The following is a 25,025-nucleotide window of genomic DNA, read 5'->3' as shown; positions in this document are numbered from 1 at the left end:
ACTCGCGGAGTGCGGGGAGTCGGTGATTGCCAAAGAACAGCCGCCTTGGCAATCGCCGACCAACCCGCCAGAAATCCCCAAGACCGGACCATGAAATCCCGAGTCGCGCCTCGCCACCCCCACCCCGGCTTGGCAATCGCCGACCAGTACCCGAGTCGCCACGAGTCTGGGGCGAGTCTCCGATGATTCCCACAAGGTCCCTTGGCGAACGCCGACGAGTCTTCTGGCAATCGCCGACGCACCCCCGAGTCGTCCACAGGCAATCGCCGACCTAGCAAATAGACTCCAGCAATTAGGTCTCAATTAGCCTCGTCGGCGATCGCCAAATGGACTCTCCCGGCGCTGCATGTTCGACTGCGGGCAGGATGGACGGGGGGAACCTATGGGCGACGTGCACCAACTCATCATGACGCATGGCCGGCGCGAGGCGCGGAACCTCGTGGACCCGAAGCGCGCCAGCGTCGTGGATGTCGCGGCGGCGGTGCTGGAGGACGAGTCCAACGCCCTGGGCATCACCTATTCCGGATTCTGCCTGACCAGCCTGCCCCACCGCAAGCTGGCGCCGGACGCCGAATGGCGCCGCGACCAGGGCCGCGTCACCCTGCTGGTGGAGCCGGGCAAGGAGCGCAAGCGCGACGGCAGCCTGATGCCGGTCGGCGTGCCCTATGGCGCCAAGGCGCGGCTGATCCTGCTCTACCTCCAGACCCGCGCGATCCAGGACAACAGCCGCGAGATCGAGCTTGGCCGCTCGATGAACGACTGGCTGGACCGCATGGGCGTGTCGGCGGGCGGTTCCACCTACAAGGCGGTGCAGGAGCAGGCGACCCGCATCAACCTGTGCCGCCTGACCTTCTTCTGGGACAAGGACGGGGCGGAGGGCTTCGCCAAGGAGAACATCGTCAACGGCGGCATCCGCCTTCGCGACGACGACGGGCAGGGCACGCTGTGGCGCGAGACGGTGCAGCTTTCCGAAACCTTCTTCGCCGCCCTGAAGCGCTCCCCCGTGCCGATCTGGGAGCCGGCGATCCGCCACATCGGCGGCTGTTCCATGGCGATCGACGTCTATGTCTGGCTCGCCTACCGCCTGCATGTGCTGCGCGACCCGATTCCGGTGACCTGGAAGGCGCTCTTCACCCAGTTCGGCGGCGGCTACAAGGAGCTGAAGCATTTCAAGCCGGAGTTCCGGGTGGCTCTGGATCTGGCGCTGGCCGTCTACGAGGCGGCGCGGGTGGAGTTCTCCGACACGGGAGTCCTGCTCTACCCCTCGCCCCCGCCGATTCCGGAACGCAAGATCCTCCCCGCCACGCGCGGGTAGGTCGGCGATTGCCAAGCCGCCGGGCCCCGGAATCGGAGTCGGAATCGGAGTCGGCGATTGCCAACGGCCTGAAATCCCTCTCCCGAGACGGGAGAGGGATTTTGTGCCGACAGCCGGCTACCCCGCCTTGAAGGACTGAAGGTTGCCGCCTTCCCGCGTGTAGATCTGCATCGGGCGGCAGGTCTCGTCCATGGTGACGGTGAGCACCCCGGGCTTGTCCCGCGGATAGAGCCACACCTCGTACTGCGACACCCGCCCGCTCGGCCCGGTGCGCAATTCGCTGTAGACCGCGTCCCGGAACTGCCCCACCGGAATCCCTTCACCCGCCAGGACGGAGGCGACGGGGCGGTTGCAGGGTCCCCGCACCATGCCGTTCAGCGCCTCCACCGCTCCGGGAGCGGGTTCCGCGCTGCGCGGCGGCCCCAGGGAGGCGCAGGCGCCGAGGCCGAGCAGACCGGCGCACAGGGCAAGCCCGGCGGTCCTGCGGTTGCGCGAACGGCGTCCGGCGTGGCGATGCATCGCGGCCTCCCTGCCCTGTGGCGGTGTTGGTTGGCGGTGTTGGTTGGCGGTGTTCGTGACGGTGTGTGGTTACCCCAAGCGCAAACACCGGCGCGGGGAAAAAGGTTCACGCCACGACAGCACGCCCTTGGCAATCGCCGACCACGACGGCTCCGGCCCGCATAAAACCGGCCCGCATGAAAAAAGGCGGGGCGCAGCGGCCCCGCCTTTCCTCCTGCCGGACGGGCCGGACGGGATCAGTCCACCTGGACCTTCTCGCCGTTCTTCCAAGCCCAGAACACATAGCCCGGCTGCTTCAGGTCGCCCTTGTCGTCGAAGGCCAGCGAGCCGACCACCGTGTCGAAGGACGGGCCGGCGCGCAGCGCCTTCGCCACGTCGGCGGACTTGGCGCTGTTGGCCTTCTGCACGGCCTGGGCGTAGGTCTGCACCGCCGCGTAGGCGAACAGGGTGAAGCCGTCGGTGCGGATGTTCTTGGCCTGGAGGGCCTCCACCACCGGCTTGGCGGCGGGGTTGCGCTGCGGGTCGGGGGAGAAGGTGAACAGCGTGCCTTCCGCCGTCTCGCCCGCGATGTTCCAGTAGGACTGCGGCTGGATGCCGTCGGCGCCGATGATCTGCGGGCGGAACTGCTGGTCCGCCGACTGGCGGGCGATCAGCCCCAGTTCCTGGTCGTAGCCGCCGTAATACAGCACCTCCACCCCTTCGGACTTCAGCCGGGTGATGAGGGCGGAATAGTCCTTCTCGCCGGCGGTGATGCTGGTGAAGGCGGCCTCGGTGATGCCGGCGGCGTTCAGGCGGCGCTTCACGTCGTCGGCAAGGCCCTGACCGTAGGCCTGCTTGTCGTGGACGATGGCGACCTTCTTGCCCTTGTAGCGGTCGGCGATCAGCTTCGCCGCCACTTCGCCCTGCTGGTCGTCGCGGCCGCAGACGCGGAAGACGTTCTTCAGGCCGCGGTCGGTGAACTGCGGGCTGGTCGCGGTGGGGGAAATCATCACGATCCCCTCCTCGCCATAGACGTTGGAGGCGGCGATGGAGGCACCCGAACAGACGTGGCCGATCACCGCGGCGACGTTCTGGCCGACCAGCTTGTTGGCGGCGGCCACCGCCTGCTTGGCGTCGCAGGCGTCGTCGGCGATGGTCAGGACCAGCTTCTGGCCCAGCAGCCCGCCCTTGGCGTTGATGTCGGCCACGGCGGCCTCGACGCCCGCACGGGTCTGCTCGCCATAGGCGGCGGCGGCGCCGGTCATCGGCCCGGCCAGCGCGATGGTGATGTCGGCCTGGGCGCCCCCGGCCCACAGGCCGGTCCCCAAGGCAACGGCGGCGGCGGTCACAGCCAGCTTCGCGCGGATCATGGGTGGATTCCTCTCTCCGGGATCATGTTCTTTTTATCGAACGTTCTGGATCGGAGACCGCGGATGCCGCCTCCGAAACAGGCACACAAGCAAAGCGACGATGCCGGCGCAACGGTTAAACAGGCGTAGGCTGCCGCACGCCCGGCGCATGGCACGGCCTTCGGGATGGGAAAGGACCGGTTCAGTCGGCCAGTTCGCGCTGCGCGGGGTCGAGCGCCAGCGCATCCGGAGCCAGGGCCGGAGCCAGGGCCGGAGCCAGGGCCAGGGCGATGGCGCCGCGCAGGTCCTCGGCCATGACGGGTTTGTGCAGGATGCGGAACTTGCCGGCCTCCGCCTCCGCCAGACGGTCCGGCGCGGTGTCGCCGGTCACCAGGATGCCGGGGATCGGACGCTTCGACAGGCGCCGCACCTCGCGGATGGTTTCGGTCCCCGTGTGCCCCTCGCCCAGCCGGTAGTCGGCGACGACCACGTCCGGGTCGGGGTGGCGGCGCAGGATCTCCACCGCCTCGCCGAAGGTGGCGGCGGGAAACACCTCGTGCCCCCATTGCTGGATCATCGCGCACAGCCCCTCGCGGACGATGGGATCGTCCTCGACCACCAGCACGCGGGCGCCGGCGCGCATCCGCGCGGTGACGGGGAAGCCCGCCGGCGGGGTCCGGGCCGGGGCGGGCGGCTCGGCGAGCGGCACCTCCACCCGGAAGACCGACCCATGCCCCGGTTCGGAGCGCAGGCTGACCGGGTGGTTGAGCATGCAGGCGAGCCGGCGCACCACGGCGAGCCCGAGGCCGAGCCCCTGATCGCGGTCGCGGCCGGCGTTGCCGACCTGGACGAACTCCTGGAAAATGTCCTCCTGCCGGTCGGCGGGAATGCCGATGCCGGTGTCCCACACCTCGATCCGCAGCACCGCCCCGCGCCGCCGGCAGCCGACCAGGATGCGCCCGCGGCTGGTGTAGCGCAGCGCGTTCTCCACCAGATTTTGAAGGATGCGGCCCAGCAGCATCGGGTCGCTGTCCACATGGACCCCGCAGGGCACGATGTGCAGCAGAAGCCCCTTGCGCACCGCCACCGGGCGGCTGTTGGCGGCGATGCGGTCCAGAAGCTCCGTCACCGGGAAGACCTTGCGCGCCGGCTCCACCGCCCCGGCCTCCAGCCGCGACACGTCCAGCAGCCCGTCCAGAAGCATCTTCAGGGCGCCCAGCGCACGGTCCATGGTGGTCAGGATCTTGCGCATGGCGGGATCGGTGTTGCGGGTGGACAGCGCCTCCATCAGCAGCATCAGCGACTGCACGGGCTGGCGCAGGTCGTGGCTGGCCGCCGCCAGGAACTTCGACTTGGCGACGTTGGCCCGGTCCGCCTCCCGCCGCGCGTCGGCCAGCGCGGCCTGGGCGCTCTTGTGCTCCGTGATGTCGCGGACGGTGGCGATCACGCTGACCAGTTGCCCGCCGGGGCCGCGCACGGGCGAGGCGCGCAGTTCCAGCCAGACGTCCGCCGCGTCGTCCGCCGCTTCGCCACTCATCCCTTCACCCACCGCGGCGGCGGGCCGCCGGAATTCCACCAGCATGTCCCCGGCCTCGCCGTCGCCCCTGCACAGGGGGCCGATGACCGCGGGGTCCGCGATGGCGCCCTTCAGAACCTCCTCCACCGCGCGGCCGATGGAGGCGTCCTGCCCGATTCCCATCAGCCGGGCGAAAGCGGGGTTGGCATAGACCACCGGCGTACCCGGCCGGGTGGCGTCGGCGATCAGGATGCCGTCGCCGCTCCATTCCATGGCGCGGTTGCGGATGCGCAGCGCCCGGTCGCCGTGCCGGCGCCGCTGAAGCTCCACCAGGAAGGCGGTGGTGAACAGCAGGATCACCGCGGTGGTGACGGTGGCCCAGGCGATGGAGACGAAACGGTTCTGCCGCCACGCGCCGAACACCGTCTCCATCGACTCGCCGACCACCGTCACGAGGGGGTAGTCGGCGGAAGCGCGGAAGGCGTAGATGCGCTCCACCCCGTCCACCACGCTGGCGGCGCGCAGGTGGCGAACCGTCCCGCTCCCCGGCTCCGGCCACGCTTCGGCATTGCGGAAGTTGCGCCCGACCACCAGCTCCTGAAGGGCGTGGCGGGCCAGCAGGGGGCCGTCCGCACGGGCGATGGCGACCGAGCTGCCGCGCGGCAGGTCCAGCCGACCATAGAAGCGGGAGAAGGCCTCCGCCGGGATGTCGACCACGGCGACGCCGCGGAACCGCCCGTCCGACCCGTCCAGACGGCGCGACACCGGAATGAAGACGTCCGACGATTCCGGGCTGACGAAGGGCAGGCCGATGACGAAGCCCTTCTGGTTGCCCTTCCGGTGGGCGCCGGACTTGTGCCGGGCGAACTCCTCCCACTCCAGCACGGGATCGCGGGTGGTGGTCCGCCCCAAGCCCATGGACAGCCAGCCGTTCGCATCGTAAATCCGGATGGAGGCGGCCAGCCCTTCCTCGAACGACCGCCGGGTCGGAATCAGGAGGGGAATGTCCTTCTCGACATGGGACGCCAGATCGATCAGAAGGTCGTCCAGCCGGCGGAAGGTGGCGATGGCCTGTTCCTCGACCAGTTGCGCCATGGCCGCCGTGTGCTGGCGGGCCGTCTGGTCCAGGAACCGCTCTTCGCGGTCGATGCGGCTCAGCAGCGTCCACCACAGCGCCGCGATGGCCACGGCGACCGCGACGGCGGGGAGAATGAGACGGGCATCCACCCCCCGCGGAAAAGCGATCCATCGTCGCACTGCGGACCTCAAGCACTGCCTGAAAAGCATTATGCGCCAGCCACTCTCCCCCTTCAATGGACAAACCGGCGACCAATGATACAAAAAGTGGAGAATAATCAAACTTTTGCGGGTTTTCTGCGGGCGCCGGCGGCGGACGGGCCCACCGCCGGATGAGCTTCGCCCGCGCCATTGCCACCGTCGGCGGCCTGACCCTGCTGAGCCGGCTGGCCGGCTTCGCCCGCGACATCCTGACCGCGGCGGTGCTCGGCGCCGGGCCGGTGGCCGACGCCTTCTTCGTGGCGCTGAAGCTGCCGAACTTCTTCCGCCGCCTGTTCGCGGAGGGGGCCTTCAGCGTTGCCTTCGTGCCGCTCTTCGCGGCGGAGCTTCAGCGCAACGGGCGCGCCGCCGCCGTGGCCTTCGCCGAACAGGCGCTGGCCATCCTGCTGTCCGTGCTGTTGCCCTTCACCGCGCTGGCCATCCTGGCGATGCCCGGCCTGATGCACGTCCTGGCGCCGGGCTTCGCGGACGAGCCGGAGAAGTTCGCGCTGGCCGTGGACATGGCGCGGCTGACCTTTCCCTATCTGATGCTGGTGTCGCTGGTGGCGCTGCTGGGCGGGGTGCTGAACGCGCTGGACCGTTTCGGCCCCTTCGCCGCCGCCCCCATCGCCTTCAACCTGACCCTCATCGCCGCCCTGCTGACCGCCCCGCGTCTGGGGCTGGAGCCGGGGCGGGCCATGGCCGCGGCGGTGACCCTGTCGGGCGTGGTGCAACTGGTCTGGATGGGCTGGGCCTGCCGGGCCGCGGGGGTGACGCTGCGGCCGACCCTGCCGCGGATGACCGAGGGGATGCGCCGCCTGTTCCGGCTGGTCGGGCCGGGGGCGATCGGCGCCGGGGTCATGCAGATCAACCTGTTCCTGAACGTCGTCCTGGCCTCGCTTCTGCCGTCGGGGGCGGTGTCCTTCCTCTATTACGCCGACCGGCTGAACCAGATGCCGCTGGGCATCATCGGCATCGCCATCGGCACCGCCCTGCTGCCCGTGCTGGCCCGTTACGCCGCGGCGGGGGACGAGCGGATGGTGCGCCATTACCTCAGCCGCGCTTTGGAGTTCAGCCTGCTGCTGGGCCTGCCGGCGGCGGTGGCGCTGGCCGTCGCCGGGGCGCCCATCGTGTCGGTCCTGTTCGAGCGCGGCGCCTTCGGCCCGGCGGAGGCGCAGGCGACGGCCTGGGCGCTGGCCGCCTACGCCATCGGCATCCCGGCCCATGTGATCGTCAAGGCGCTGAACGCCGCCTTCTTCGCCCGGCAGGACACGGCGACCCCGGTGCGCGTCGCCGTGGTGGTGACCGCCGCCAACCTGGCGCTGGGCATCGCGCTGATGCCGGTGCTGGAGCATGTGGGGATCGCGCTGGCGACCGGACTGACCGCCTGGTTGAACCTCGCCCTGCTGGCCCGCGCGCTGCGCCGCCGCGGGCATCTGCATCTGGACGACCGGTTCCTGGGCCGCGCGCCGCGCATCGCCGCGGCGGCTCTGGGCATGGGGGCGGCGCTTCTGTTCGGCGCGGCGGTTCTGGAACCGTGGCTGGAGGCGGGATCGACGCCGGTCCGTTTCGGCGCGCTGGCCCTGCTGGTGGGGGGCGGCGTGGCGGTCTTCGCGGCGCTGGCGCAACTGACGGGCGCCACCGACCTTGCCGACGTGAAGGGCTTCCTGCGCAAGGACACCCCGGAATTGGAGCCGCCCGCGTCTTGACCCCGCCCGGTTCCGGCGCGATAACAGCCGCCTTCCAGAAGTTTCGAGCGAGAGACCTCCCGTGAACCGCATCTTCTCCGGCATGCAGCCGACCCGGCAGCTTCACCTCGGCAACTATCTGGGGGCACTGCGCAACTGGGTCGAGCTGCAGAACAGCTACGAGTGCATCTTCTGCGTCGTCGACCTGCACGCGCTGACCATCGACCAGGACGCGGAGGTCCTGCGCAACAACATCCGCGAGGTCACCGCGGCCTACATCGCCGCCGGCATCGACCCGGAGAAGAACATCCTCTTCAACCAGTCCTTCGTCCCCGCCCATTCGGAGCTGGCCTGGATCCTCTCCTGCCACACGCCGCTCGGCTGGCTGAACCGCATGACGCAGTTCAAGGAGAAGGCCGGCAAGCAGAAGGACATGGCCAACCTCGGCCTCTATTCCTACCCGGTGCTGATGGCCGCCGACATCCTGCTGTACAAGGCCACCCACGTCCCGGTGGGCGAGGACCAGAAGCAGCATCTGGAGCTGGCCCGCGACATCGCCGGCGCCTTCAACCGCCGCTACGACACCGAGTTCTTCCCGCTGCCCGAGCCGCAGATCCTGGGCGAGGCGACGCGCGTGATGAGCCTGCGCGACGGCACCAAGAAGATGAGCAAGTCGGACGAGTCCGAATATTCGCGCATCAACATGACCGACGACGCCGACACCATCGCGACGAAGATCCGCAAGGCCAAGACCGATCCGGAAGCGCTGCCCGACACCGTCGCCGACCTGGAGAAGCGTCCGGAGGCCGACAACCTCGTGACCATCTACGCCGCCCTGTCCGGCCAGACGCGCGAGCAGACGGTGCAGCAGTTCGCGGGCGCCCAGTTCTCGGGCTTCAAGGCGGCGCTGGTCGATCTGTCGGTCGCCAAGCTGGCCCCGATGACCACCCGCATGAAGGAGCTGCTGGACGACAAGGCGGAGATCGACCGCCTGCTGCGCCAGGGCGGCGAGCGCGCGGCGGCCATCGCCGAGGCGAACCTGAACGGCGTGAAGGACATCATCGGCCTTCTGCGTCCCTGACCCCCAGGACCAACCCTCCGACCGAAAGCGTGCGCCGTGACGGCTCCCATCCTGCTCACCGGGTTCCAGCCCTTCGGGGATCACGCCGTCAACCCGACGGCGCTCCTCATGGAGCGGCTGGCCGGCGAGCCGGGGGTCGTCACCGCGGTCCTGCCCGTCGAATACGACGCCTGCGGCGACGCCTTCGCCGCCCTGCTGGAGGAGCACCGGCCCGCCGCCGCCCTGTGCTTCGGGCTGGCCGCCGGGTCCGAATACATCAAGATCGAGCGGCTGGCCTGGAACCGCGACGAGAGCGAGCAGGCCGACAACGCGGGCGTGGTGCGCACCGATGACGCCATCGTGCCGGACGGGCCGACCGCCTACGGCTCCACCCTGCCGGTGCCCACGCTGGTCCGCGAACTGGCCATCGCCGGCCTGCCCGTGACCTTCAGCGACCATGCCGGCGGCTTCGTCTGCAACCACCTGTTCTACCGCGCCCGCCATGCGATCGAGACGGCGGATCTCGACATTCCCATGGGCTTCGTCCATCTGCCGCCCCTGCCGGAACAGCTGGCCGACCAGCCGGGCCGCTCCGGCCTGACGCTGGACCAGCAGGAACGGGCCGTGCGCACGCTGGTCGGGCTGCTGCGCCAGGGCCTGGGGATCGCGGCCTGATCCGTCAGGGGCGCTGCGCCAGACGCTCCATCTCCTTCGCCCAGCCCGCGTAGTTCTTGTGGAAATCCGCCAGCGCCGGATCGTTCCGGGTGCGCTCGGCCATGGCCTGCATCAGGGGGGCCTGGGCCGCCGCCAGTTCCCGCGCGTCCGCCCGCCGGGTCGCCGTCAGGAAGGACGACAGGCTGGTGACCAGCTTTCCCCCCGCCGGGGCCGCGGCCATCTTGGCCAGATCGTTGACGATCCACGGCATGTATTTCAGCACATAGTCGGCGTAGGTCCGCATGACCGGGGCCTGTTCCAGCAGGTCGGCGCGCTCGCGGTCGAAGTCCGTCCGGTCGAGGATGGCGTGGTTGCGGTAGACGACCGGCGCCTCCGCCGAGACGTCGCACTCCCAGCCCTTGCGGGGGACGAGCAGGTCGGCCTGGTCCTTCTCCTCGCGGTAGGGGTAGAAGGGCATGGCCCGGCAACGCGACGGCTTGTCGGCATGGATGCCGCAGAGATTGTCCGCCTGCAATTCCGGGCAGGGAAAATGGTTGGGCAGATAGGCGGTGGGCTGGATCAGCACCGCCACCGTCTTGCGGTTGGGCAGGCGCACGGCGGTGCCCAGCCGGGTCGTGAGGTCGTAGGATTTCGCGTTGGACCGCACCACCGTCCACACCAGCGCCAGCGGAAAGCGGACGGCGTGGGCCACCGCGTCCTTCAGGGTCAGCGGCAGCAGGCCGTGGCAGCATTTTCCGCAGGCGGTGCAGGCGAAGCGCGGTTCCATGGGCAGGGTTCCCGGTCCGGCCCTACCGCCCGCAGCAGGCCTTGAATTTCTTCCCCGAGCCGCAGGGGCAGGGCTCGTTGCGGCCCACCTTCACCACCCGGCGCGGCTCGCCCTTCGGGTTGACCTCGCCGGCGCTGTAGAGCCACCGGCCGTCCTCGCGGCGGAAGGACGCCCGCTCGTGGTGGCGCATGTCCTGGCCGTCGCGGCGGAAGTGGATCAGGAACTCCACCGTGCCCTGGTCGCCCTCCTCCGCGACGCGCAGCACGTCCAGCCGCTGCCAGTCGCACTCCTCGGCGACCCGCTCCGCCTCGGCGCGGTTGAAGTCCTCGCGGATCTCCGGCGCGTGGGTGCGCTCCACATGGTCGAGGTCGTGGCGGACGAAGGCGGTGTAGCGCGACCGCATCAGCGCCTCCGCGGTCGGGGCCGGCGCGCCGGCCAGGATCGGGCCGCAGCACGACTCGAAGGGAAGGCCGGAACAGCAGGGGCAGGCGGAAGAGGTCATGGCGCGGGTCCGTCGGTGTGTCCGGGGGTGGTGTGGCAGGACAGGCCACCCCGGTCAAGCGCCGCTGACGGACAGGGCGATCAGGCCGAACGCCATCAGGCCGAACGCCATCAGGCCGAACGGGCGCGGCGCGGTTCGGACGGGGTGTGGACCCCTGGGTTCGAGGCAGGGCTCACGATGGCGCGCAGTTCGTCGAGGAACGCGCGGCCGGTGTCGGTGAGCGTGACGATCTTGCGGCGGCGTTCGCGCGGATCTTCCTGGGCCTGGACGAGGTCGAGCCCGGCCTTCCCGAAGCTGTGCCAGCGGCTGAGCGCGGCCACGTTGCGCGACGCGGAGGATTGGGCGATGCCCAGGCGTTCCGCAAGCTCGCCGATGGAAATCCCTTCGTTCTGCGCGATCGTCATGAAGGACAGCGCATACTGAATCGGCAGGTCGGGATCGAGCTTGCGAAACGCCTCCAGCACATGGACGACGGTGGTCACCTCGTCAGGGCGAACGTGGGCCGGCATCAGCGACCCTCCCGGAGCGAGGCCCCCATCGGGCCGGTGTGTAGATGATGTTCAGGCGTCCAAGCCATATCACGAATTCCCCGTTATCCCGCCGGGCGTCGAAAAAACGATCCGGAGAGGCCCAGTGGGCGTGCTCAACGAAGACAGAACGGCCGCAAAATCCCAAAAAGACACACATGGCTTCCTCTCGATATCCGGAATTCACGTTCGAACGCTCTGCCCAGGGCGGTGGGTTGAAGAAGGGAGCCGGTAGCTCGCATCGCCGGATGGATGGACCAATCGCCATGTCGGCGATTCGGGGTGGTGGGTACGATGGCTTTCATCGTGGTCTCCGTAGGTTGAAAAAGGTCGCGGTCCCAGCGGGAGCCGCAGGATCGGGTATCGCCTGTCAGCGATACGCTTGCAACGTCAAAAATGACCGGGCATCCGAAAGGTTCCGCTCCCGGATGTGTTGAACCGGAAGGAAACCCGCTTCGGTTCCGTCCAGCCCGATATCGCGCCGCAGGTGGCCGCTCAGCGTCTCCGCCACGGCGTCCCCGCCTTCGGCATCCAGCCACCGCCGCAGCAGGGCGTTCCACAAGGTCTGCATGGCTCCTCTCCTTTTTGCAGAGAAGAAACAAATCCGCTATCGGATGTTTTCCGTCAAGACCGGCGCAAGACCGTGTCGCCTTGGACCGCCCACTGTGGCCCATCCGCCACGGCTGTGGGTCCGGAACCCGCCGTCTTGCCCTGGACAAGCCCGCCCCGCTGGGTCAAAGAGAATGCATCGAAGGTGGTGGGGCCGTCGCCCGCCCGGTTTCCGCCCGCCTTTCCGCTGCTGAGGACGAACGACCCGCGTGACGAGACGCGCCCATCATCGGTGGTTCGGCCCCCTTGCCGCCGCCCTGCTGGCGATGACGCTGGCCCCGCAGCCGGCGCAGGCGGACCCTCGCTTCGTGCCCGGCCCCTGCTGGTTCTCCGTGCCGGAGGGAGAGGCCGCGCTGTGCGGAACCGTCGGTGTGCCCGACCGGCGCGACCGTCCCGCGACGCGGGCCTTCCGCCTGCCGGTCGTCGTCCTGCTGTCCACCGCCAAGCAGCCGTCCCCCGATCCGGTCCTGTTCCTGGAGGGCGGCCCCGGCGCCTCCCCCTTCGGCAGCGGCGAGGCGGTGGAGGAGCGGATGGAGGTCTGGTGGTCCCTGACCGCCGGGTTCCGCCGGACCCGCAACGTGGTGCTGTTCGACCCGCGCGGCGCCGGACGGGCGGAGCCGGACACCGACTGCCCGGAGTTGGACGTGCTGGGCGCCTCGCCCCGCCCGCGCCCGGTGTCGCGGGACCGCCGCGCCACCCTGGAGCGCACGGCCATCGCCGCCTGCCGCGACCGCTTCACCGCCAACGGGCTGGACGGCGCCATGTTCACCACCCCCACCGCCGCCGACGACGCCATGGACGTCGCCGCCGCGCTGGGGGCGCCGCGGGTCAACCTGTTCGCCGTGTCCTACGGCACGCGGGTGGCGCTGGAGATCCTGCGGCGCCACGGCGGGCGGGTGCGCGCGGCGGTGCTCGATTCCATCTACCCGCCCGACGTGAACGCGACGGAGGAGGCGCCCTGGCTGGTCCACCGGGCCTTCCGGCGGCTGTTCGACGACTGCGCGGCCAACCGCGCCTGCCGCGCCGCCTATCCGGACCTGGAACGCCATCTTCTGGAACTGGTGGAGCGGCTGGGCAAGGCCCCGTTGGACGTTCCCGCCGGCGACCCGGGGATGCCGCGCTGGCTGCGGCTGGACAGCGCCGCCGTCCTGTCGGCCCTGCTGGAAACCATGGCCGAGGGCGAGAGCATCCCCCGCCTGCCCGCCCTGATCGAGCGGGCGTGGCGCGGGCGGTACGACCGCCTGTCCGACTGGGTGCCCGCCCCTTGGCTGGGCGACCCCGACTCGGCGGAGGGCATGGCCTTCTCCATCGAATGCCGCGAGACGGTGAACCCCGCCGACCCGCTGCGGCTGGCCGACGGCGCGCGCCGCTTCGCCCCCTATGGCGCCGTCACCGCCGACGACCCCGGGCGGCGCGTCTGCGCCCAATGGCCCGCCGCCGCCCAGGAGGCGTTCGAGCGGCTGCCGGTGGCCAGCCCGGTGCCGGTGCTGCTGCTGTCCGGCGCCTACGACCCGCTGACCCCGCCGGAATGGGCGGAGCGCGCCGCGGCGACCCTGCCGAGAAGCCGGCATCTGGTCTTCCGCAGCGCCGGCCATCTGGTCACCGCGTCGGACGACTGCGCCGTCGCCGCCGCCACCCAGTTCGTGGAGTCGGAAAGCCTGCCCGCCAACGCCTGCCCCGCGGCATCCAAGCCGCCGGGCTTCCAGCCGCCCTGAAGGCGCCCGGAAACCGCCTCGGCCTCCGGTGCGGCGGGCTGGTGCGGGACGCAGCCGGGGCGCATAATCGGGCATCCCCCACTTTCCGGACCGGGCCGGCGGTCCTGCCTTCGGGAGTGCATCTCCATGGTTCGCAAACCGCTGATCGGCGTTCCCGCCTGCACCCGCATGATGGGCGAGCATCCCTTCCACGTCGTCGGCGACAAGTACGTCCGCGCGGTGTCGGACGGGGCCGGCGGCATGCCGCTGCTGATCCCGGCGCTGGGGACGGCGCTGGACATGGACGACGTGGCCGGCCAGCTCGACGGGCTGCTGATCACCGGAAGCCCGTCGAACGTCGAGCCCCACCGCTACGGCGGGTCGCCCAGCGAGCCGGGCACCCTGCACGACCCGGAGCGCGACGACACCACCCTGCCGCTGATCCGCGCCGCGCTGGAGATGGGCGTGCCGCTGCTGGGCATCTGCCGCGGCTTCCAGGAGCTGAACGTGGCGCTGGGCGGCACGCTGCACCAGCGGGTGCACGAGGTGCCGGGCTATGCCAACCACCGGGAAGACAAGCAGGCGCCGCTGACCGTGCAGTACGGGCCGGCGCACAGCGTCCGCCTGACCCCGGGCGGCGTGCTGGAGGGGCTGGCCGGCGGTGCGGCGGAGGTCACCGTCAATTCCCTGCACGGGCAGGGGATCGACCGGCTGGCCGATGGGCTGGCGGTGGAGGCGATGGCGGAGGACGGGCTGGTCGAGGCGGTCCGGGTGGCGGGGGCGCCGGCCTTCGCGCTGGCCGTGCAGTGGCACCCGGAATGGCGGTTCTGGGAGAACCCGCTGTCGGCGGCGATCCTGCGCGCCTTCGGAAGCGCCGCCGCCGATCGGGCACGGCGGCGCCATTCCTGAAAGTTCGTTTCAGGACAATAGATTAAGTCAACAGTCGGCGGGTCCCGCGTGCCCAGGAAACGGGCACGCCCCCTATCTTCAGCCGGCCCGCGAGATGCGGCGCAGGAAGTCGATGAGCTGCGCCTGCTCTTCCGCCGAGAGATCCTTGACCATGGCCTTGTCGTGGGCCTGGATGCGCGGGATCAGCTCGTCCAGCAGCTTCTCCCCTTCCGGGGACAGGCGGAGCGCGTAGGAGCGGCGGTCGTTGGGCGAGGGCGCCCGGATGACCAGACCGCGCGACTCGAGCCGGTCGATGACCGCGACCATGGTCGAACGGTCGATGCCCACCGCCGAGCCCAGATCGGACTGCGACAGGCCCTCGTTCTCCTTGATCATGATCAGCACGCCGAATTGGCCCGGCGTCATGTCGTGGGGCGCCACGGCGTTTTGGAAGCTCTGGAAAACGGCCACCTGCGCCTTGCGCAGATTGTAGCCGACCAGCTCCGGCAAGGGGCCGAGAGCCATCTTTCCGGTCTTGCTGGGACGCTGGCGGGTGCGCCGGTCCGCGGGGGTGGGACGGTCGATGTCGGTCAACGTGAAAGCCATCGTTTATTGACTTGTCTATTGGTCGTGTAAAATGCAGGCAGGTGCCGCTTTTGTCAGCAAGAACCATACAATCCGCCTCATTTGCATAGCACCCATTCCCGTTACGCATTGGTTCCGCCGGAATGCGGCTCCACCTCTACCTTACGAAGTGACCGTGCTCCTGACATCCCGGCCCCCCCGGAAACAGGCATGCCGGCGCGGTTGCCCGCCGACGGTTCGTTCCCCTGCCGCAGGTGGGCTCCAACAATGGAGCTTCCGACGCCCGGTCCCCCCCAGGCCGGGCGTCACCGTGCAAGAGCCCCGGCCCCACGGCTGGGGCTTTTTTCTGGTGCTCTTTCCGGTAGGGTGGATGCCCGAACCGCACCCCATCCGAAAGAAAGGCGCGCCATGGCCTACGCCATTCCCCTGTGGCCCCAGCCCACCGTTCCGGTCGCCGGCGGCGATCCGTTCCCGGTCCGCCGCATCTACTGCGTCGGCCGCAACTACGCCGCCCACGCGCGCGAGATGGGCGCCGATCCGGACCGCGAGCCGCCGTTCTTCTTCATGAAGCCCGCCGACGCCATCGTCGCCGACGGCACCGCCATCCCCTACCCGCCCCGGACCGCCAACCTGCACCACGAGATCGAGCTGGTCGTCGCCATCGGCACCGGCGGGCGCGACATCCCGGTGGAAAGCGCGCTGGACCATGTCTACGGCTATGCCGTGGGGCTGGACATGACCCGCCGCGACCTGCAGAACGCGGCCAAGAAGGAAGGCAAGCCCTGGGACATGGGCAAGGGCTTCGACCGCTCCGCCCCCTGCGGCACGCTGCGCCGCGCCGCCGACATCGGCCATCCGGACAAAGGCGCGGTGACGCTGTCCGTCAACGGGGAACCGCGCCAGAAGGGCGACCTGTCGGACCTGATCTGGTCGGTGTCCGAAACGATCTCCTACCTGTCGGGGCTGGTGGAGCTTCAGCCGGGCGACCTGATCTACACCGGCACGCCGGAGGGCGTCGGCCCGGTGGTTGCCGGGGACCGTCTGGAAGGCGCCGTCGAGGGCGTCGGCACCATCGCCGTCACCATCGCCTGACGCCGGAATCGCGGGATGCGCATCGCCACCTGGAACATCAACTCCGTCCGCATGCGGATGGACCTGCTGCTGCGCCTCATCGACGAGGCGCAGCCGGACGTCGTCTGCCTTCAGGAAACCAAGGTCGTGGACGCGGATTTCCCCATGGCCCCGCTGGCCGAGAAGGGATACGCCCACGCCCACGTCCACGGGATGAAGAGCTACAACGGCGTCGCCATCCTGTCGAAGCTGCCCTTCGCGTCGCGCGACGTGCAGCATTGGTGCGGCAAGCAGGACTGCCGCCACGTCTTCGCCGAACTGCCGGGCGGCATCGAGCTGCACAGCGTCTACATCCCGGCGGGCGGAGACATTCCGGATCCGGAACAGAATGAAAAGTTCGCCCACAAGCTTCAGTTCGTAGACGAAATGACCGAGTGGTGGACGACCCGGCGCAGCCCGGACCGCCGCATGGTCATGGTGGGCGACCTGAACATCGCGCCGCTGGAGAACGACGTCTGGAGCCACAAGGAGCTTCTGAAGATCGTTTCCCACACCCCGGTGGAGGTGGCGAAGCTGACGGCGATGCAGGCGTCCATCGGCTGGGTGGACGCGGTGCGCCACTTCGTTCCGCCCACGGAAAAGCTCTACACCTGGTGGAGCTACCGCGCGAAGGACTGGGCGGCCTCGGACCGGGGCCGGCGACTGGACCACATCTGGGTCACCCCGCCGCTGAAGGACGCGCTGACCGGCCACCGCATCCTGCGCGAGGCCCGCGGCTGGGAGCCGAAGCCGTCCGACCATGTTCCTGTGATGGTGGATCTCGACGTGTGATGGGCGAGGTTCTGCAAAGGGGGCTCTATTTACCACGAAGACACAAAGACACTAAGGTTTTCACAAAGCGATTATAATTTCTCTTCGTGATGTTCTTTGTGTCTTCGTGTCTTTGTGGCGCCCACTTTCACACCGCGACCAGGGATACATTCATCGCAACCACCACCGGTGTCCCGTCCTCCGCGATCCGGAAGCGATGGGCGCAGCCGTCGATCAGGCGATGGGCGGGCTTGCCGACCATGTCCCAGCCGGTGGCCAGCGCGTAGAGCGCGCGCATCACCCCGTTGTGGGCCACCGCCCCGGTCGCTACGCCCCGCGCGCCCACTTCCGCCAGCCAGGGCATCAACCGCCGCTGCACGTCGCGCGGGCTTTCCCCGCCCGGCGCCCGGAAGTCGAGGCCGAGCCGCTCGCGGTCCGCGGTCAGGGCGCCGCTGGCCCGCAACTCTTCCAGCAGGCGGCCTTCCCAGTCGCCCCAGCCCATCTCTACCAGACGGGGTTCCGGCGCGGGGTCGAGACCGAGGAGCAAAGCCGTCTCCCAGGCCCGCCGCTTCGGGCTGGCGACCCAGCGGTAGCCCAGCGCGTCCGGCGGCAGCCTCCAGGTGGCGACTCGGGCGCGGCCCTCGTCGGACAGCGGCTCGTCGATGCCGCCCTGGAGACGGTGCGCGGCGTTCCAGGCGGTCGGCCCGTGGCGCAGGATGATGAGGTCGGTCATGGGCTCCCTTTCCGCGCGGCCCGCCGGACCACCGCGTCCAGCGCCTCCACCGCGCCGGACAGATCATGCTCCGCCGCGGCGGTGCGGCGCGCGGCCTCGCCGAAGCGGCGGCGCATCTCATGGTCGCCGAGCAGCCTGGCGACCGCGGCGGCGAAGGCGTCCGCGTCGCCCACCGGCGGCAACAGGCCGGTCACCCCGTCCCGCACCACGTCCGGCACCCCCCCGGTGCGCCCGGCCACGACCGGCAACCCGGCGGCCTGGGCCTCCAGCAGGGCCATGCCGTAGGCTTCGTTGACCGCCGGCCAGACCATCAGATCCGCGGCGGCGCAAAGCGCGGCGAGGTCCGCCGAATCCTGCTGGCCGAGGAACAAAACTCCCTCCCCCGCAACGCGGGGGAGGGAGAGAGGGCCTGCGCCAAAATCTCGTAGGAGCGTTCCTTGTCGCCGCTGCGCATCATGCCGACCGCCAGCAGCCACGGAACGTCCGGGTTCAACCCATGGCGTTCCGCCAGCACCGCCCGGTGCCGGGGGCGCTCCGCCGCCGCCATGGCGAAAGGCCGGGTGTCGAGGAAGGGCCGCAGCCGCACCAGCCGGTCGGGCGACCCGAGCAGCGGCAGCACCCCGTCCGCGTCGTGACCCGCCAGATTGACCACGGCGGCGGCCTGCCGGATCGCCGCCTCCGCGGCGCGGTGACCGGCGGCGAAAGGCCCGCCGGCGCGCTTGGCCGCGAAGGACGCCTCCGCCGCCACATAGGGGATGCCGAAACGGCGGCTGACCGCCGGTCCGATCCAGTCCGGCGCCTTGTGATACAGGTGGTAGGTGAACCACAGGTCCGGCGGATCGTCCCGCCAGCGCGCCGTCAGGCGGTCGGCGCAGCGGGCGCCCAGCGCGGCCAGACGCTCCGCCCGGCCCGGACGGCGCCCGTCGTCCCAGCTCCGCAGCGTGCAGGCCAGCGTCACCTCGTGCCCGGCACCCGCCAGCGCCGCCATCAGCAGCCGGGCCATGCGCCGGTCGCCCGAGGGCACCGGGTGGGTGGGGGATTTCAGCGGCGCGTAGAAGGCGATGCGCATGCCGGCCCCGGCGGCAGGAAGGAAAAAAGCCTCAGAAGGGGGTCGGTTCCAGCGCGCAGATGACGCGGTTCCGCCCGGCGGCCTTGGCGCGGTACAGCGCCTCGTCCGCGCTGGACAGCATGGCGTCCACCCCGCGCGTTCCGGCGGCACAGCAGGCCACGCCGATCGACACGGTGAAGCGCACGGTCTCCGCCCCCGCCGGAACGGCCAGCTCCGCGGTGCGGCGGCGGATGCGCTCCGCCACCATCCGCGCCCCGGCGACGTCGGTCTCGGGCAGCAGGATGGCGAACTCCTCCCCGCCCGTGCGGCCCAGCAAATCGTTCTCCCGCAGCAGACCGCGGCAGGCCGCGGTGAAGGCCCGCAGCGCCTCGTCCCCCACCGCATGGCCGTGGGTGTCGTTGATGCTCTTGAAATGGTCGATGTCGAGCATCAGCAGGCTGGCCGGGCGGCCATAGCGGCGGACGCGGGCCAGTTCCTGCTCCGCCGCCTCGACGAAATGGCGGCGGTTGGACGTGCCGGTCAGCGAGTCGGTGATCGAGAGCTGGCGCAGCCGCTCCTCCGACTCCTTCAGCGCCGTCACGTCGGTGATCAGGACGTAGATGACCGGAAGCCCTTCCCAGGGCAGGGGCGACATGCTGACCTGAACGCAGGTCCGCCGCCCGTCCGTGGACACCATCACCCCGTCCTTCGACCGCACCAGCTCCCGCCCGCGCAGACAGCTCAGGAAGGCGTCGCGCTGGTCCTCGATGCCGGACTCCTCCACGAAGTCGAGGAAGTGGCGCCCGACCAGGGCGTCGCCGCTCTGGCCCAGGATGCGCACGGCCTCCTGGTTGGCGAAGACGATTCCCATCTCCTGATGGATCAGCAGCCCGGCGGGCAGCAGGTCGAGCAGGTCGCCCAGCTTGCTGCGCGTCACCGACAGCTCGTGGCTGGTCGCCACGGCGTCGGTGTCGTCGTCGAAATCGATAAAGGAGAGGATTTCCGGATCGGAAGAGGCGGACAGGGTCGACATGACGTCGCGAGAGTGGAGCAAAGCCGCACTCTATCCCGTTGTCAGCCGCCGTGCAATGCACAGCATCCCCCAAATGGCACAAGCCGCGTTTGGCTATTTTCGGTTGTGAAACGATCGTGCAGCCGATCGATTCCCGAGTCGCTGCCGAAGTCCCGCCGCACCCGCAAGGCCCCCGCCGCACCCAGCGCCGCGCGGCGGGCGGGATCGCCGATCAACGCTTCCAGAGCGGCGGAAAGGTCGGCGGGGTCGTCCGGTTCCACCAGCGTGCCGGTGGCTCCATCCTCTATCAGCTCCGCCACCGCCGCGGCCCGGGTGGACAGGCAGGCCAGCCCCTGGCTCTGCGCCTCCATCAGCACGTTGGGCAGCCCGTCGCGGTCGCCGTCGCGCGCCGTGCGGCAGGGCAGGACGAACAGGTCGGCGCGGCGGTACTGGGCGATCACCGCATCCTGGGCCTTCGCCCCCTGCCAGTCGATCCGCCCGTCCAGCCCCAGCGCCGCCGCCTGCGCCTTCAGCGCGGCCAGCCGGTCGCCGCCGCCGATGTGGGTCCAGCGCCAATGCAGCCCGGCGGGCAGCCGGGCCAGCGCGTCCAGCAGCAGGTCGAACCCCTTCTTCTCCACCGCCCGCCCGACCGAGAGCAGCCGCACGGGATCGGCGGGGTCGGCGCCGTCGCGCGCCGGCCGGGCCTCCGGCGCGGCGGGAAAGCGGCTGAAGTCCAGCCCGTGGTAGAGCAGCTCCACCCGCTCCGGCTCCGCCGCGAGGCCGCGCAGGCGGGCGAGGCCGAGCGCCGTGCAGGTGACGCCCCAGCGCGCCTCCGCCAGCTTCTCCCGCAGGTCCCACTCCGGGGAGGTCCAGATGTCCTTGGCGTGGGCGGAAAAGCTCCAGGGCAGGCCGGTCAGCAACGCCGCGTAGCGCGCCACGCTGGCCGGGGTGTGCAGGAAATGGCTGTGCAGCCACGTCACGTCCGCCGGAAGCTCCGCCGCCAGCACGCAAGCCTGCCCGAAGCGGCGGACGCGGTTGCGGCTGGGGTCGCGCCGCAGGTCGGCCATCCAGGCGCCCAGGGCCGTCCGCCAGCCGGGCCGGCGCCGCGCCGCGGCCAGCGCGCGCAGCAGGCGGGCCGGCTCGCCATGCAGATATTCGGGCAGGTGGACGACCGGGGCGGTCACCCGGCGGTTCAGCTCGTGCACCGCCTTGTCGGTCGGTTGACGCAGGCTGACGATGACTTGACGCAAGCCCCGCCGCTCCAGCCCCAGAACCTCCTGCGCGATGAAGGTCTCGGACAGGCGGGGCCAGCCCTTGACGATGACGGCGACGGTCACGCCATGCCCCCGGCGGCCAATTGGCGTTCGGGAAGGCCGGGCGCGGACGACGGCTCCGGCAGGTAGCGGGCCGACAGGCGGTTGACGCTCTCCAGCCCGCCCAGCAGGCCCGGCACCACGACGGAGGAGGGCGGCGCCTGCCAGGGCAGCCGGCGCAGCGCCGCCGCCATGGCCGCGGCGTCGCGCACCCCGTCGTCCATCAGGACGGAAACCAGACCCAGCTCCTGCGCGCGGGCGGCGCGGATGGTCTGCTCGCGCCGCGGCACCTCGCGCGGGACGATCAGCGCCTTCTTGTCGAAGGACAGGATCTCGCAGAAGGTGTTGTAGCCGCCCATGGCGACCACCCCGACCGCGCCCTGCATCAGCCGCTCGATCCGCGCCTCGAAGGCGGTGGCCTCGACGTTCGGCAGCGCCTCGGCACGGGCCAGGAACTCGGCCTGGAGGTCCGGCTGCATGAAGGGACCGAACACCAGGACGGCGCGGTAGGGAATGCCAGGATCGCTCTCGTAGGCGCGCAGCACCCAGTCCACCAGCGCCTCCCCGTCGCCGCCGCCGCCGGGGGTGACCAGGATGTAGGGCTCGTCCGGCAGGCCGGGACCGTGGGGGACCGCCGAGGGCACGGTGCGGTGCAGGTAGCCAGTGTAGACCATCCTGTCGCGCACCGACCGGGGCACCTCGATGCCCTCCAGCGGGTCGCAGATCTGCGGCAGGCCGTAGACCCAGATCTCGTCGTACAGGCTTTCCAGCGCCGGCAGCACCTTCTTGCGCTCCCACTCCGGGGCGAGCAGGGCCGGCTCGTCCATCACGTCGCGCAGGCCCAGCACCAGCGGCACGCCGCGGCCCTTCAGAAGCTCCAGCGTCTCCCGCACCTCGCCGCGCAGGCCCAGCGGTTCCTTGTCCACGATGAACAGGTCGGGCTGGTAGATCTCCGCCGTGTGGCGGATCAGCGAGGCCCGCATGGCCAGGATCTCGTCGATGTCCAGATGCAGGTTCAGCGCCGTGTATTCCCCGTTGCGCAGCTTGATGACGCCGGGGATGCGCACGAAGTCCACCCGCGTGCGGAAGTCGAAGCTGCCGACGATGGGCGAACCCGACAGGATCAGCACCGACAGGTTGCTGTAGCGCTCCACCAGCGCATGCGCGATGGCCCGGCAGCGGCGGAGATGGCCGAGGCCGAACGTATCGTGGCTGTAGATGAGCACGCGGCCCGAGGTCGGACGTTCGCTCATGGACTTCCCACCTCTCCCGATTGGCCTCTTGTGTCCGGCCACGGCTTGGCCGATCAACGGATGCGCGTCATACCGCCGTCGCGATTGCGGCAGACCGCGTATAGGCGAACCATATCCTCAGCGGCAGAGCGGCAGTGGGGGTAAGGTGTCTGCCTGCTCCCCGCACCGGCGTCCCCTTGCGTAGAATGGCGCTATGGAATCCAGCATTTTCCGATTCATCCTTCGGCACAGCGTCCGTCAGCAGATCGTGCTGACCCTGATGACCCTGGCGTCCTTTCCGTTCCTCTACGCCTCGCTCGACCTGCCGAAGCGGATCGTCAACGAGGCGATCGCCGGGAAGAAGCTGCCCGAGTCCTTTCTCGGCTTCCATCTCGACCAGGTCAGCTACCTGTTCGTCCTATGCGGGCTGTTCCTGACTTTGGTGCTGGTCAACGGCGGCTTCAAGTACGTCATCAACACCTACAAGGGGCGGCTGGGCGAACGGATGCTGCGCCGCCTGCGGTACGAGCTTTACGTGCGCGTCCTGCGCTTTCCCCTGCCCCGGTTCCGCAAGATGTCTCCGGGGGAGATCATCCCGATGATCACGGCGGAGGTGGAACCGCTGGGCGGCTTCATCGGCGACGCCATCGCCATCCCGGTGTTCCAGGGCGGCACCCTTCTGGTCTACATCGCCTTCATCTTCATCCAGGACCCGGTGCTGGGAGCGGCGGCGGTGTCGCTGTACCCGTTCCAAGGCTGGCTCATTCCGCGGCTGCAACGCAAGGTCAATCAGCTCGGCAAACAGCGCGTACGTGCCATGCGCCAGATCGCCGACCGCATCGGCGAGACGGTGTCCGGCATCCAGGAGGTCCACACCCACGACACCGCGTCCTGGCATCTGGCCGATCTCAGCCACCGCCTGGGCGACGTGTACCGCATCCGTTTCGAGATTTACCAACGAAAGTTTTTTGTCAAATTCTTGAACAATTTCATAAACCAGTTGACGCCCTTCTTCTTCTATTCCATCGGCGGTTACCTGGTGATCCATGGCCAGCTCTCCTTCGGCGCGCTGGTCGCGGTGCTGGCCGCCTACAAGGACTTGGCCGCACCCTGGAAGGAACTTCTCGACTGGTACCAGCAGAAGGAGGACAACCGGATCAAGTACGAGCAGGTGGTGGAGCAGTTCCACGTCCCCGACCTGCTGGCCGAACGCCTGCTGCGCGAGGAGGAGGACGTGCCGTTCACCGGCGCCCTGGCCTTCCGCAACGTCGGATTTGGGGAGGACGGCGGGTCGGCGATCCTGGAGGGGGTGACCTGCGACATCCCGCTGGACGGCCACACCGCGCTGATCGGCGTCGGCTCCGGACGGGACGAGCTGGCGCAGCTCGCCGCGCGGGTGCTTCTGCCGTCGTCGGGCCAGATCCGGCTGGGCGAGCGCGACTATGCGGAGCTGCCGGAGAGCGTGACCGGGCGCCGCGCCGCCTATGTCGGGGCCACCCCCTACCTGTTCGCCGCCTCGCTGTACGACAATCTCGTCTACGGGCTGCGCCACCGCCCCCTGCGCGAGAACGGCGAGAGCGGTGAGGCGGCGGCGCGGCGCAAGGACCGGCAGACCGAGTCGATCCTGTCCGGCAACGCCACCGACGACGTGCACGCCGACTGGATCGACTACGCCGCCGCCGGCTGCGACGGGCCGGAGGATCTGAAGGCCCGCATCCTGCGCGTGGTGACGATGGTGTCGCTGCAGGACGACGTGTACGGGATGGGGCTGAACCGCACCGTCGATCCGGAGCAGCGCCCCGAGGTGGCCGCCCGCGTGCTGGAAGCGCGGGAGGCCATGCGCGCGATGATGATGAACAACCCGGATCTGGGGCGGCTGGTGGAGCGCTTCGACCCCGACCGCTACGCCGCGAACGCCACGCTGGCCGAGAACCTGCTGTTCGGCACGCCGGTCGGCCCCATATTCCAGACGGACGCGCTGGCTTCCAACCCCTACATGCTGCATGTGCTGGACAAGGTGGGGCTGACCGGCACCATCCTGGAGACCGGCCACAAGGTGGCGGAGACCATGGTGGAGCTGTTCGCCGGCCTGCCGCCCGGCCACGAGTTCTTCGAACGCTTCTCCTTCATCGGCTTCGCGGAGCTGCCGGACTATCAGGCCATCCTGGCGCGCACCGCGAAGGAGGGGCTGGGCGCGCTGCGGCCCGAGGAGCGGACCCGGCTGATGACCCTGCCCTTCAAGCTGATCGGCGCCCGCCACCGCCTGGGCCTGATGACGCCCGAGCTGGAAAGGAAGCTGCTGGAGGCGCGGCACCTCTTCGCCCGCGACCTGCCGGAAGACCTGAAGCACGCCGTCGCCTTCTTCGACCCGGCGGCCTACAACGCGGCGGCCAGCATCCAGGACAACATCCTGTTCGGGAGGATGGTCTACGGGCAGGCGCAGGTGCAATCCAAGGTGGGCCGCATCGTGGCGGAGCTGGTGGACCAGCTTCACCTGCGCGACACCATCGTGGAGGTCGGGCTGGACCATCCCGTGGGGGTGGCCGGGTCGCGCCTGTCCGCCGCGCAGCGCCAGAAGGCGGCGCTGGCCCGCGCCCTGCTGAAGCGCCCCGACCTTCTGGTGCTGAGCGAGGCGACCAGCGGCCTGGACACCAGCAGCCAGACCAAGGTCCACGCCGCGATCCTCGGCGAACGCAAAGGGTGTGGTCTTGTGTGGGTTCTGCACCGCGCCGGCTTGGCACGGGCGTTCGAGCGAGTCATTGTTATGAAGGATGGGCGAATCGCCGAGCATGGCCGCTTCGACGAGTTGAACAAGCCCGGCACCTTGTTGCACGAGTTGGTGTCCGCCGAGTGAAGCCG

Annotated in this window: 23 protein-coding genes; 9 read left to right on the top strand and 14 right to left on the bottom strand. The window is 69.9% G+C overall.

Annotated elements, in window-relative coordinates:
* Positions 1 to 382 precede the first annotated feature (382 nt).
* Positions 383 to 1,315 carry a replication protein RepA gene (locus QSG27_RS02900; RefSeq protein ID WP_306703648.1) on the top strand — a complete coding sequence of 311 codons (933 nt, stop codon included), beginning with the start codon at positions 383 to 385 and terminating at the stop codon, positions 1,313 to 1,315.
* A gap of 117 nt (positions 1,316 to 1,432) precedes the next feature.
* Here QSG27_RS02900 and QSG27_RS02895 read toward each other — a convergent pair whose 3' ends face one another.
* The 3 genes from QSG27_RS02895 to QSG27_RS02885 form a co-directional block, all read right to left on the bottom strand.
* Positions 1,433 to 1,834, bottom strand: coding sequence for a hypothetical protein (locus QSG27_RS02895; RefSeq protein WP_306703647.1), 402 nt, complete (start codon positions 1,832 to 1,834; stop codon positions 1,433 to 1,435).
* A 236-nt stretch (positions 1,835 to 2,070) separates the two neighbouring features.
* Positions 2,071 to 3,183, bottom strand: coding sequence for an ABC transporter substrate-binding protein (locus QSG27_RS02890; protein ID WP_306703646.1), 1,113 nt, complete (start codon positions 3,181 to 3,183; stop codon positions 2,071 to 2,073).
* 181 nt (positions 3,184 to 3,364) lie between these two features.
* Positions 3,365 to 5,905, bottom strand: a complete 2,541-nt coding sequence (locus tag QSG27_RS02885) for an ATP-binding protein (RefSeq protein ID WP_306703645.1) — start codon at positions 5,903 to 5,905, stop codon at positions 3,365 to 3,367.
* 182 nt (positions 5,906 to 6,087) lie between these two features.
* Here QSG27_RS02885 and murJ point away from each other — a divergent pair, with 182 nt between their 5' ends.
* From murJ to QSG27_RS02870, 3 genes are all read left to right on the top strand, one after another.
* Entirely contained in the window at positions 6,088 to 7,662 is a 1,575-nt protein-coding gene (gene murJ / locus QSG27_RS02880; protein WP_306703644.1) for a murein biosynthesis integral membrane protein MurJ, read from the top strand.
* A 61-nt stretch (positions 7,663 to 7,723) separates the two neighbouring features.
* Positions 7,724 to 8,722 carry a tryptophan--tRNA ligase gene (gene trpS / locus QSG27_RS02875; RefSeq protein WP_306703643.1) on the top strand — a complete coding sequence of 333 codons (999 nt, stop codon included), beginning with the start codon at positions 7,724 to 7,726 and terminating at the stop codon, positions 8,720 to 8,722.
* Between the two features lie 36 nt (positions 8,723 to 8,758).
* The gene (locus tag QSG27_RS02870) at positions 8,759 to 9,376 is read left to right on the top strand and encodes a pyroglutamyl-peptidase I family protein (RefSeq protein ID WP_306703642.1); all 618 of its coding nucleotides are present in this window, start codon (positions 8,759 to 8,761) and stop codon (positions 9,374 to 9,376) included.
* A 4-nt stretch (positions 9,377 to 9,380) separates the two neighbouring features.
* Here QSG27_RS02870 and QSG27_RS02865 read toward each other — a convergent pair whose 3' ends face one another.
* From QSG27_RS02865 to QSG27_RS02850, 4 genes are all read right to left on the bottom strand, one after another.
* A complete protein-coding gene (locus QSG27_RS02865) occupies positions 9,381 to 10,142 on the bottom strand; it encodes a YkgJ family cysteine cluster protein (protein WP_306703641.1) in 762 nt (253 codons plus the stop codon).
* A 22-nt stretch (positions 10,143 to 10,164) separates the two neighbouring features.
* The gene (locus QSG27_RS02860; RefSeq protein WP_306703640.1) at positions 10,165 to 10,644 is read right to left on the bottom strand and encodes a YchJ family protein; all 480 of its coding nucleotides are present in this window, start codon (positions 10,642 to 10,644) and stop codon (positions 10,165 to 10,167) included.
* A 110-nt stretch (positions 10,645 to 10,754) separates the two neighbouring features.
* A complete protein-coding gene (locus tag QSG27_RS02855; protein ID WP_306703639.1) occupies positions 10,755 to 11,153 on the bottom strand; it encodes a MarR family winged helix-turn-helix transcriptional regulator in 399 nt (132 codons plus the stop codon).
* 388 nt (positions 11,154 to 11,541) lie between these two features.
* Positions 11,542 to 11,742, bottom strand: a complete 201-nt coding sequence (locus tag QSG27_RS02850; RefSeq protein WP_306703638.1) for a hypothetical protein — start codon at positions 11,740 to 11,742, stop codon at positions 11,542 to 11,544.
* 247 nt (positions 11,743 to 11,989) lie between these two features.
* Here QSG27_RS02850 and QSG27_RS02845 point away from each other — a divergent pair, with 247 nt between their 5' ends.
* Positions 11,990 to 13,495, top strand: a complete 1,506-nt coding sequence (locus tag QSG27_RS02845; protein ID WP_306703637.1) for an alpha/beta hydrolase — start codon at positions 11,990 to 11,992, stop codon at positions 13,493 to 13,495.
* A 126-nt stretch (positions 13,496 to 13,621) separates the two neighbouring features.
* Entirely contained in the window at positions 13,622 to 14,383 is a 762-nt protein-coding gene (locus QSG27_RS02840; RefSeq protein ID WP_306703636.1) for a gamma-glutamyl-gamma-aminobutyrate hydrolase family protein, read from the top strand.
* A gap of 78 nt (positions 14,384 to 14,461) precedes the next feature.
* On the opposite strand, the gene QSG27_RS02835 is transcribed toward QSG27_RS02840, so the two are convergent.
* Positions 14,462 to 14,968 (bottom strand): MarR family winged helix-turn-helix transcriptional regulator, encoded by a 507-nt coding sequence (locus QSG27_RS02835; RefSeq protein ID WP_306703635.1) that lies wholly within the window; start codon positions 14,966 to 14,968, stop codon positions 14,462 to 14,464.
* A gap of 387 nt (positions 14,969 to 15,355) precedes the next feature.
* On the opposite strand from QSG27_RS02835, the gene QSG27_RS02830 reads away from it, so the two are divergent.
* Together QSG27_RS02830 and xth are read left to right on the top strand one after the other, a co-directional pair.
* The gene (locus QSG27_RS02830; RefSeq protein ID WP_306703634.1) at positions 15,356 to 16,039 is read left to right on the top strand and encodes a fumarylacetoacetate hydrolase family protein; all 684 of its coding nucleotides are present in this window, start codon (positions 15,356 to 15,358) and stop codon (positions 16,037 to 16,039) included.
* Positions 16,040 to 16,054: 15 nt separating this feature from the next.
* Positions 16,055 to 16,849 carry an exodeoxyribonuclease III gene (gene xth, locus QSG27_RS02825; RefSeq protein WP_306703633.1) on the top strand — a complete coding sequence of 265 codons (795 nt, stop codon included), beginning with the start codon at positions 16,055 to 16,057 and terminating at the stop codon, positions 16,847 to 16,849.
* A 127-nt stretch (positions 16,850 to 16,976) separates the two neighbouring features.
* Here xth and QSG27_RS02820 read toward each other — a convergent pair whose 3' ends face one another.
* The 6 genes from QSG27_RS02820 to QSG27_RS02795 are packed head-to-tail and all read right to left on the bottom strand — an operon-like array spanning position 16,977 to position 22,187.
* Complete coding sequence (locus QSG27_RS02820) at positions 16,977 to 17,561, bottom strand: histidine phosphatase family protein (RefSeq protein WP_306703632.1); 585 nt, start codon at positions 17,559 to 17,561, stop codon at positions 16,977 to 16,979.
* On the bottom strand, positions 17,558 to 17,932 hold the full coding sequence (locus QSG27_RS02815) for a glycosyltransferase (protein ID WP_306703631.1): 375 nt from the start codon (positions 17,930 to 17,932) through the stop codon (positions 17,558 to 17,560). The genes QSG27_RS02820 and QSG27_RS02815 overlap by 4 nt, the downstream gene beginning before the upstream one ends.
* On the bottom strand, positions 17,872 to 18,630 hold the full coding sequence (locus tag QSG27_RS02810) for a glycosyltransferase family protein (RefSeq protein WP_306703630.1): 759 nt from the start codon (positions 18,628 to 18,630) through the stop codon (positions 17,872 to 17,874). The genes QSG27_RS02815 and QSG27_RS02810 overlap by 61 nt, the downstream gene beginning before the upstream one ends.
* A gap of 31 nt (positions 18,631 to 18,661) precedes the next feature.
* Positions 18,662 to 19,642, bottom strand: a complete 981-nt coding sequence (locus QSG27_RS02805) for a sensor domain-containing diguanylate cyclase (protein WP_306703629.1) — start codon at positions 19,640 to 19,642, stop codon at positions 18,662 to 18,664.
* Positions 19,643 to 19,683: 41 nt separating this feature from the next.
* Positions 19,684 to 20,958, bottom strand: a complete 1,275-nt coding sequence (locus tag QSG27_RS02800) for a glycosyltransferase family 4 protein (protein WP_306703628.1) — start codon at positions 20,956 to 20,958, stop codon at positions 19,684 to 19,686.
* The gene (locus QSG27_RS02795; RefSeq protein ID WP_306703627.1) at positions 20,955 to 22,187 is read right to left on the bottom strand and encodes a glycosyltransferase family protein; all 1,233 of its coding nucleotides are present in this window, start codon (positions 22,185 to 22,187) and stop codon (positions 20,955 to 20,957) included. The genes QSG27_RS02800 and QSG27_RS02795 overlap by 4 nt, the downstream gene beginning before the upstream one ends.
* Before the next feature lie 193 nt (positions 22,188 to 22,380).
* Here QSG27_RS02795 and QSG27_RS02790 point away from each other — a divergent pair, with 193 nt between their 5' ends.
* On the top strand, positions 22,381 to 25,020 hold the full coding sequence (locus QSG27_RS02790) for an ABC transporter ATP-binding protein (protein ID WP_306703626.1): 2,640 nt from the start codon (positions 22,381 to 22,383) through the stop codon (positions 25,018 to 25,020).
* Positions 25,021 to 25,025: the final 5 nt, after the last annotated feature.

Origin of the sequence: Azospirillum isscasi (assembly GCF_030849505.1) — a bacterium.
GTDB classification, from domain to species: Bacteria; Pseudomonadota; Alphaproteobacteria; order Azospirillales; family Azospirillaceae; genus Azospirillum; species Azospirillum isscasi.
Note: the sequence above shows the minus strand (reverse complement) of the source record. Positions and strands in the feature narration are given on the sequence as shown.

Excerpts from the sequence above, each read along its gene's own strand:
- QSG27_RS02810 (WP_306703630.1), bottom strand. The coding sequence starts at position 18,630 with ATGCGCATCGCCTTCTACGCGCCGCTGAAATCCCCCACCCACCCGGTG.
- murJ (WP_306703644.1), top strand. The coding sequence starts at position 6,088 with ATGAGCTTCGCCCGCGCCATTGCCACCGTCGGCGGCCTGACCCTGCTG.
- QSG27_RS02895 (WP_306703647.1), bottom strand. The coding sequence starts at position 1,834 with ATGCATCGCCACGCCGGACGCCGTTCGCGCAACCGCAGGACCGCCGGG.
- QSG27_RS02835 (WP_306703635.1), bottom strand. The coding sequence starts at position 14,968 with ATGGCTTTCACGTTGACCGACATCGACCGTCCCACCCCCGCGGACCGG.
- QSG27_RS02790 (WP_306703626.1), top strand. The coding sequence starts at position 22,381 with ATGGAATCCAGCATTTTCCGATTCATCCTTCGGCACAGCGTCCGTCAG.
- QSG27_RS02900 (WP_306703648.1), top strand. The coding sequence starts at position 383 with ATGGGCGACGTGCACCAACTCATCATGACGCATGGCCGGCGCGAGGCG.
- QSG27_RS02860 (WP_306703640.1), bottom strand. The coding sequence starts at position 10,644 with ATGACCTCTTCCGCCTGCCCCTGCTGTTCCGGCCTTCCCTTCGAGTCG.
- QSG27_RS02795 (WP_306703627.1), bottom strand. The coding sequence starts at position 22,187 with ATGAGCGAACGTCCGACCTCGGGCCGCGTGCTCATCTACAGCCACGAT.
- QSG27_RS02850 (WP_306703638.1), bottom strand. The coding sequence starts at position 11,742 with ATGCAGACCTTGTGGAACGCCCTGCTGCGGCGGTGGCTGGATGCCGAA.
- xth (WP_306703633.1), top strand. The coding sequence starts at position 16,055 with ATGCGCATCGCCACCTGGAACATCAACTCCGTCCGCATGCGGATGGAC.
- QSG27_RS02820 (WP_306703632.1), bottom strand. The coding sequence starts at position 17,561 with ATGACCGACCTCATCATCCTGCGCCACGGGCCGACCGCCTGGAACGCC.
- QSG27_RS02840 (WP_306703636.1), top strand. The coding sequence starts at position 13,622 with ATGGTTCGCAAACCGCTGATCGGCGTTCCCGCCTGCACCCGCATGATG.
- QSG27_RS02890 (WP_306703646.1), bottom strand. The coding sequence starts at position 3,183 with ATGATCCGCGCGAAGCTGGCTGTGACCGCCGCCGCCGTTGCCTTGGGG.
- QSG27_RS02855 (WP_306703639.1), bottom strand. The coding sequence starts at position 11,153 with ATGCCGGCCCACGTTCGCCCTGACGAGGTGACCACCGTCGTCCATGTG.
- QSG27_RS02865 (WP_306703641.1), bottom strand. The coding sequence starts at position 10,142 with ATGGAACCGCGCTTCGCCTGCACCGCCTGCGGAAAATGCTGCCACGGC.
- QSG27_RS02805 (WP_306703629.1), bottom strand. The coding sequence starts at position 19,642 with ATGTCGACCCTGTCCGCCTCTTCCGATCCGGAAATCCTCTCCTTTATC.
- QSG27_RS02830 (WP_306703634.1), top strand. The coding sequence starts at position 15,356 with ATGGCCTACGCCATTCCCCTGTGGCCCCAGCCCACCGTTCCGGTCGCC.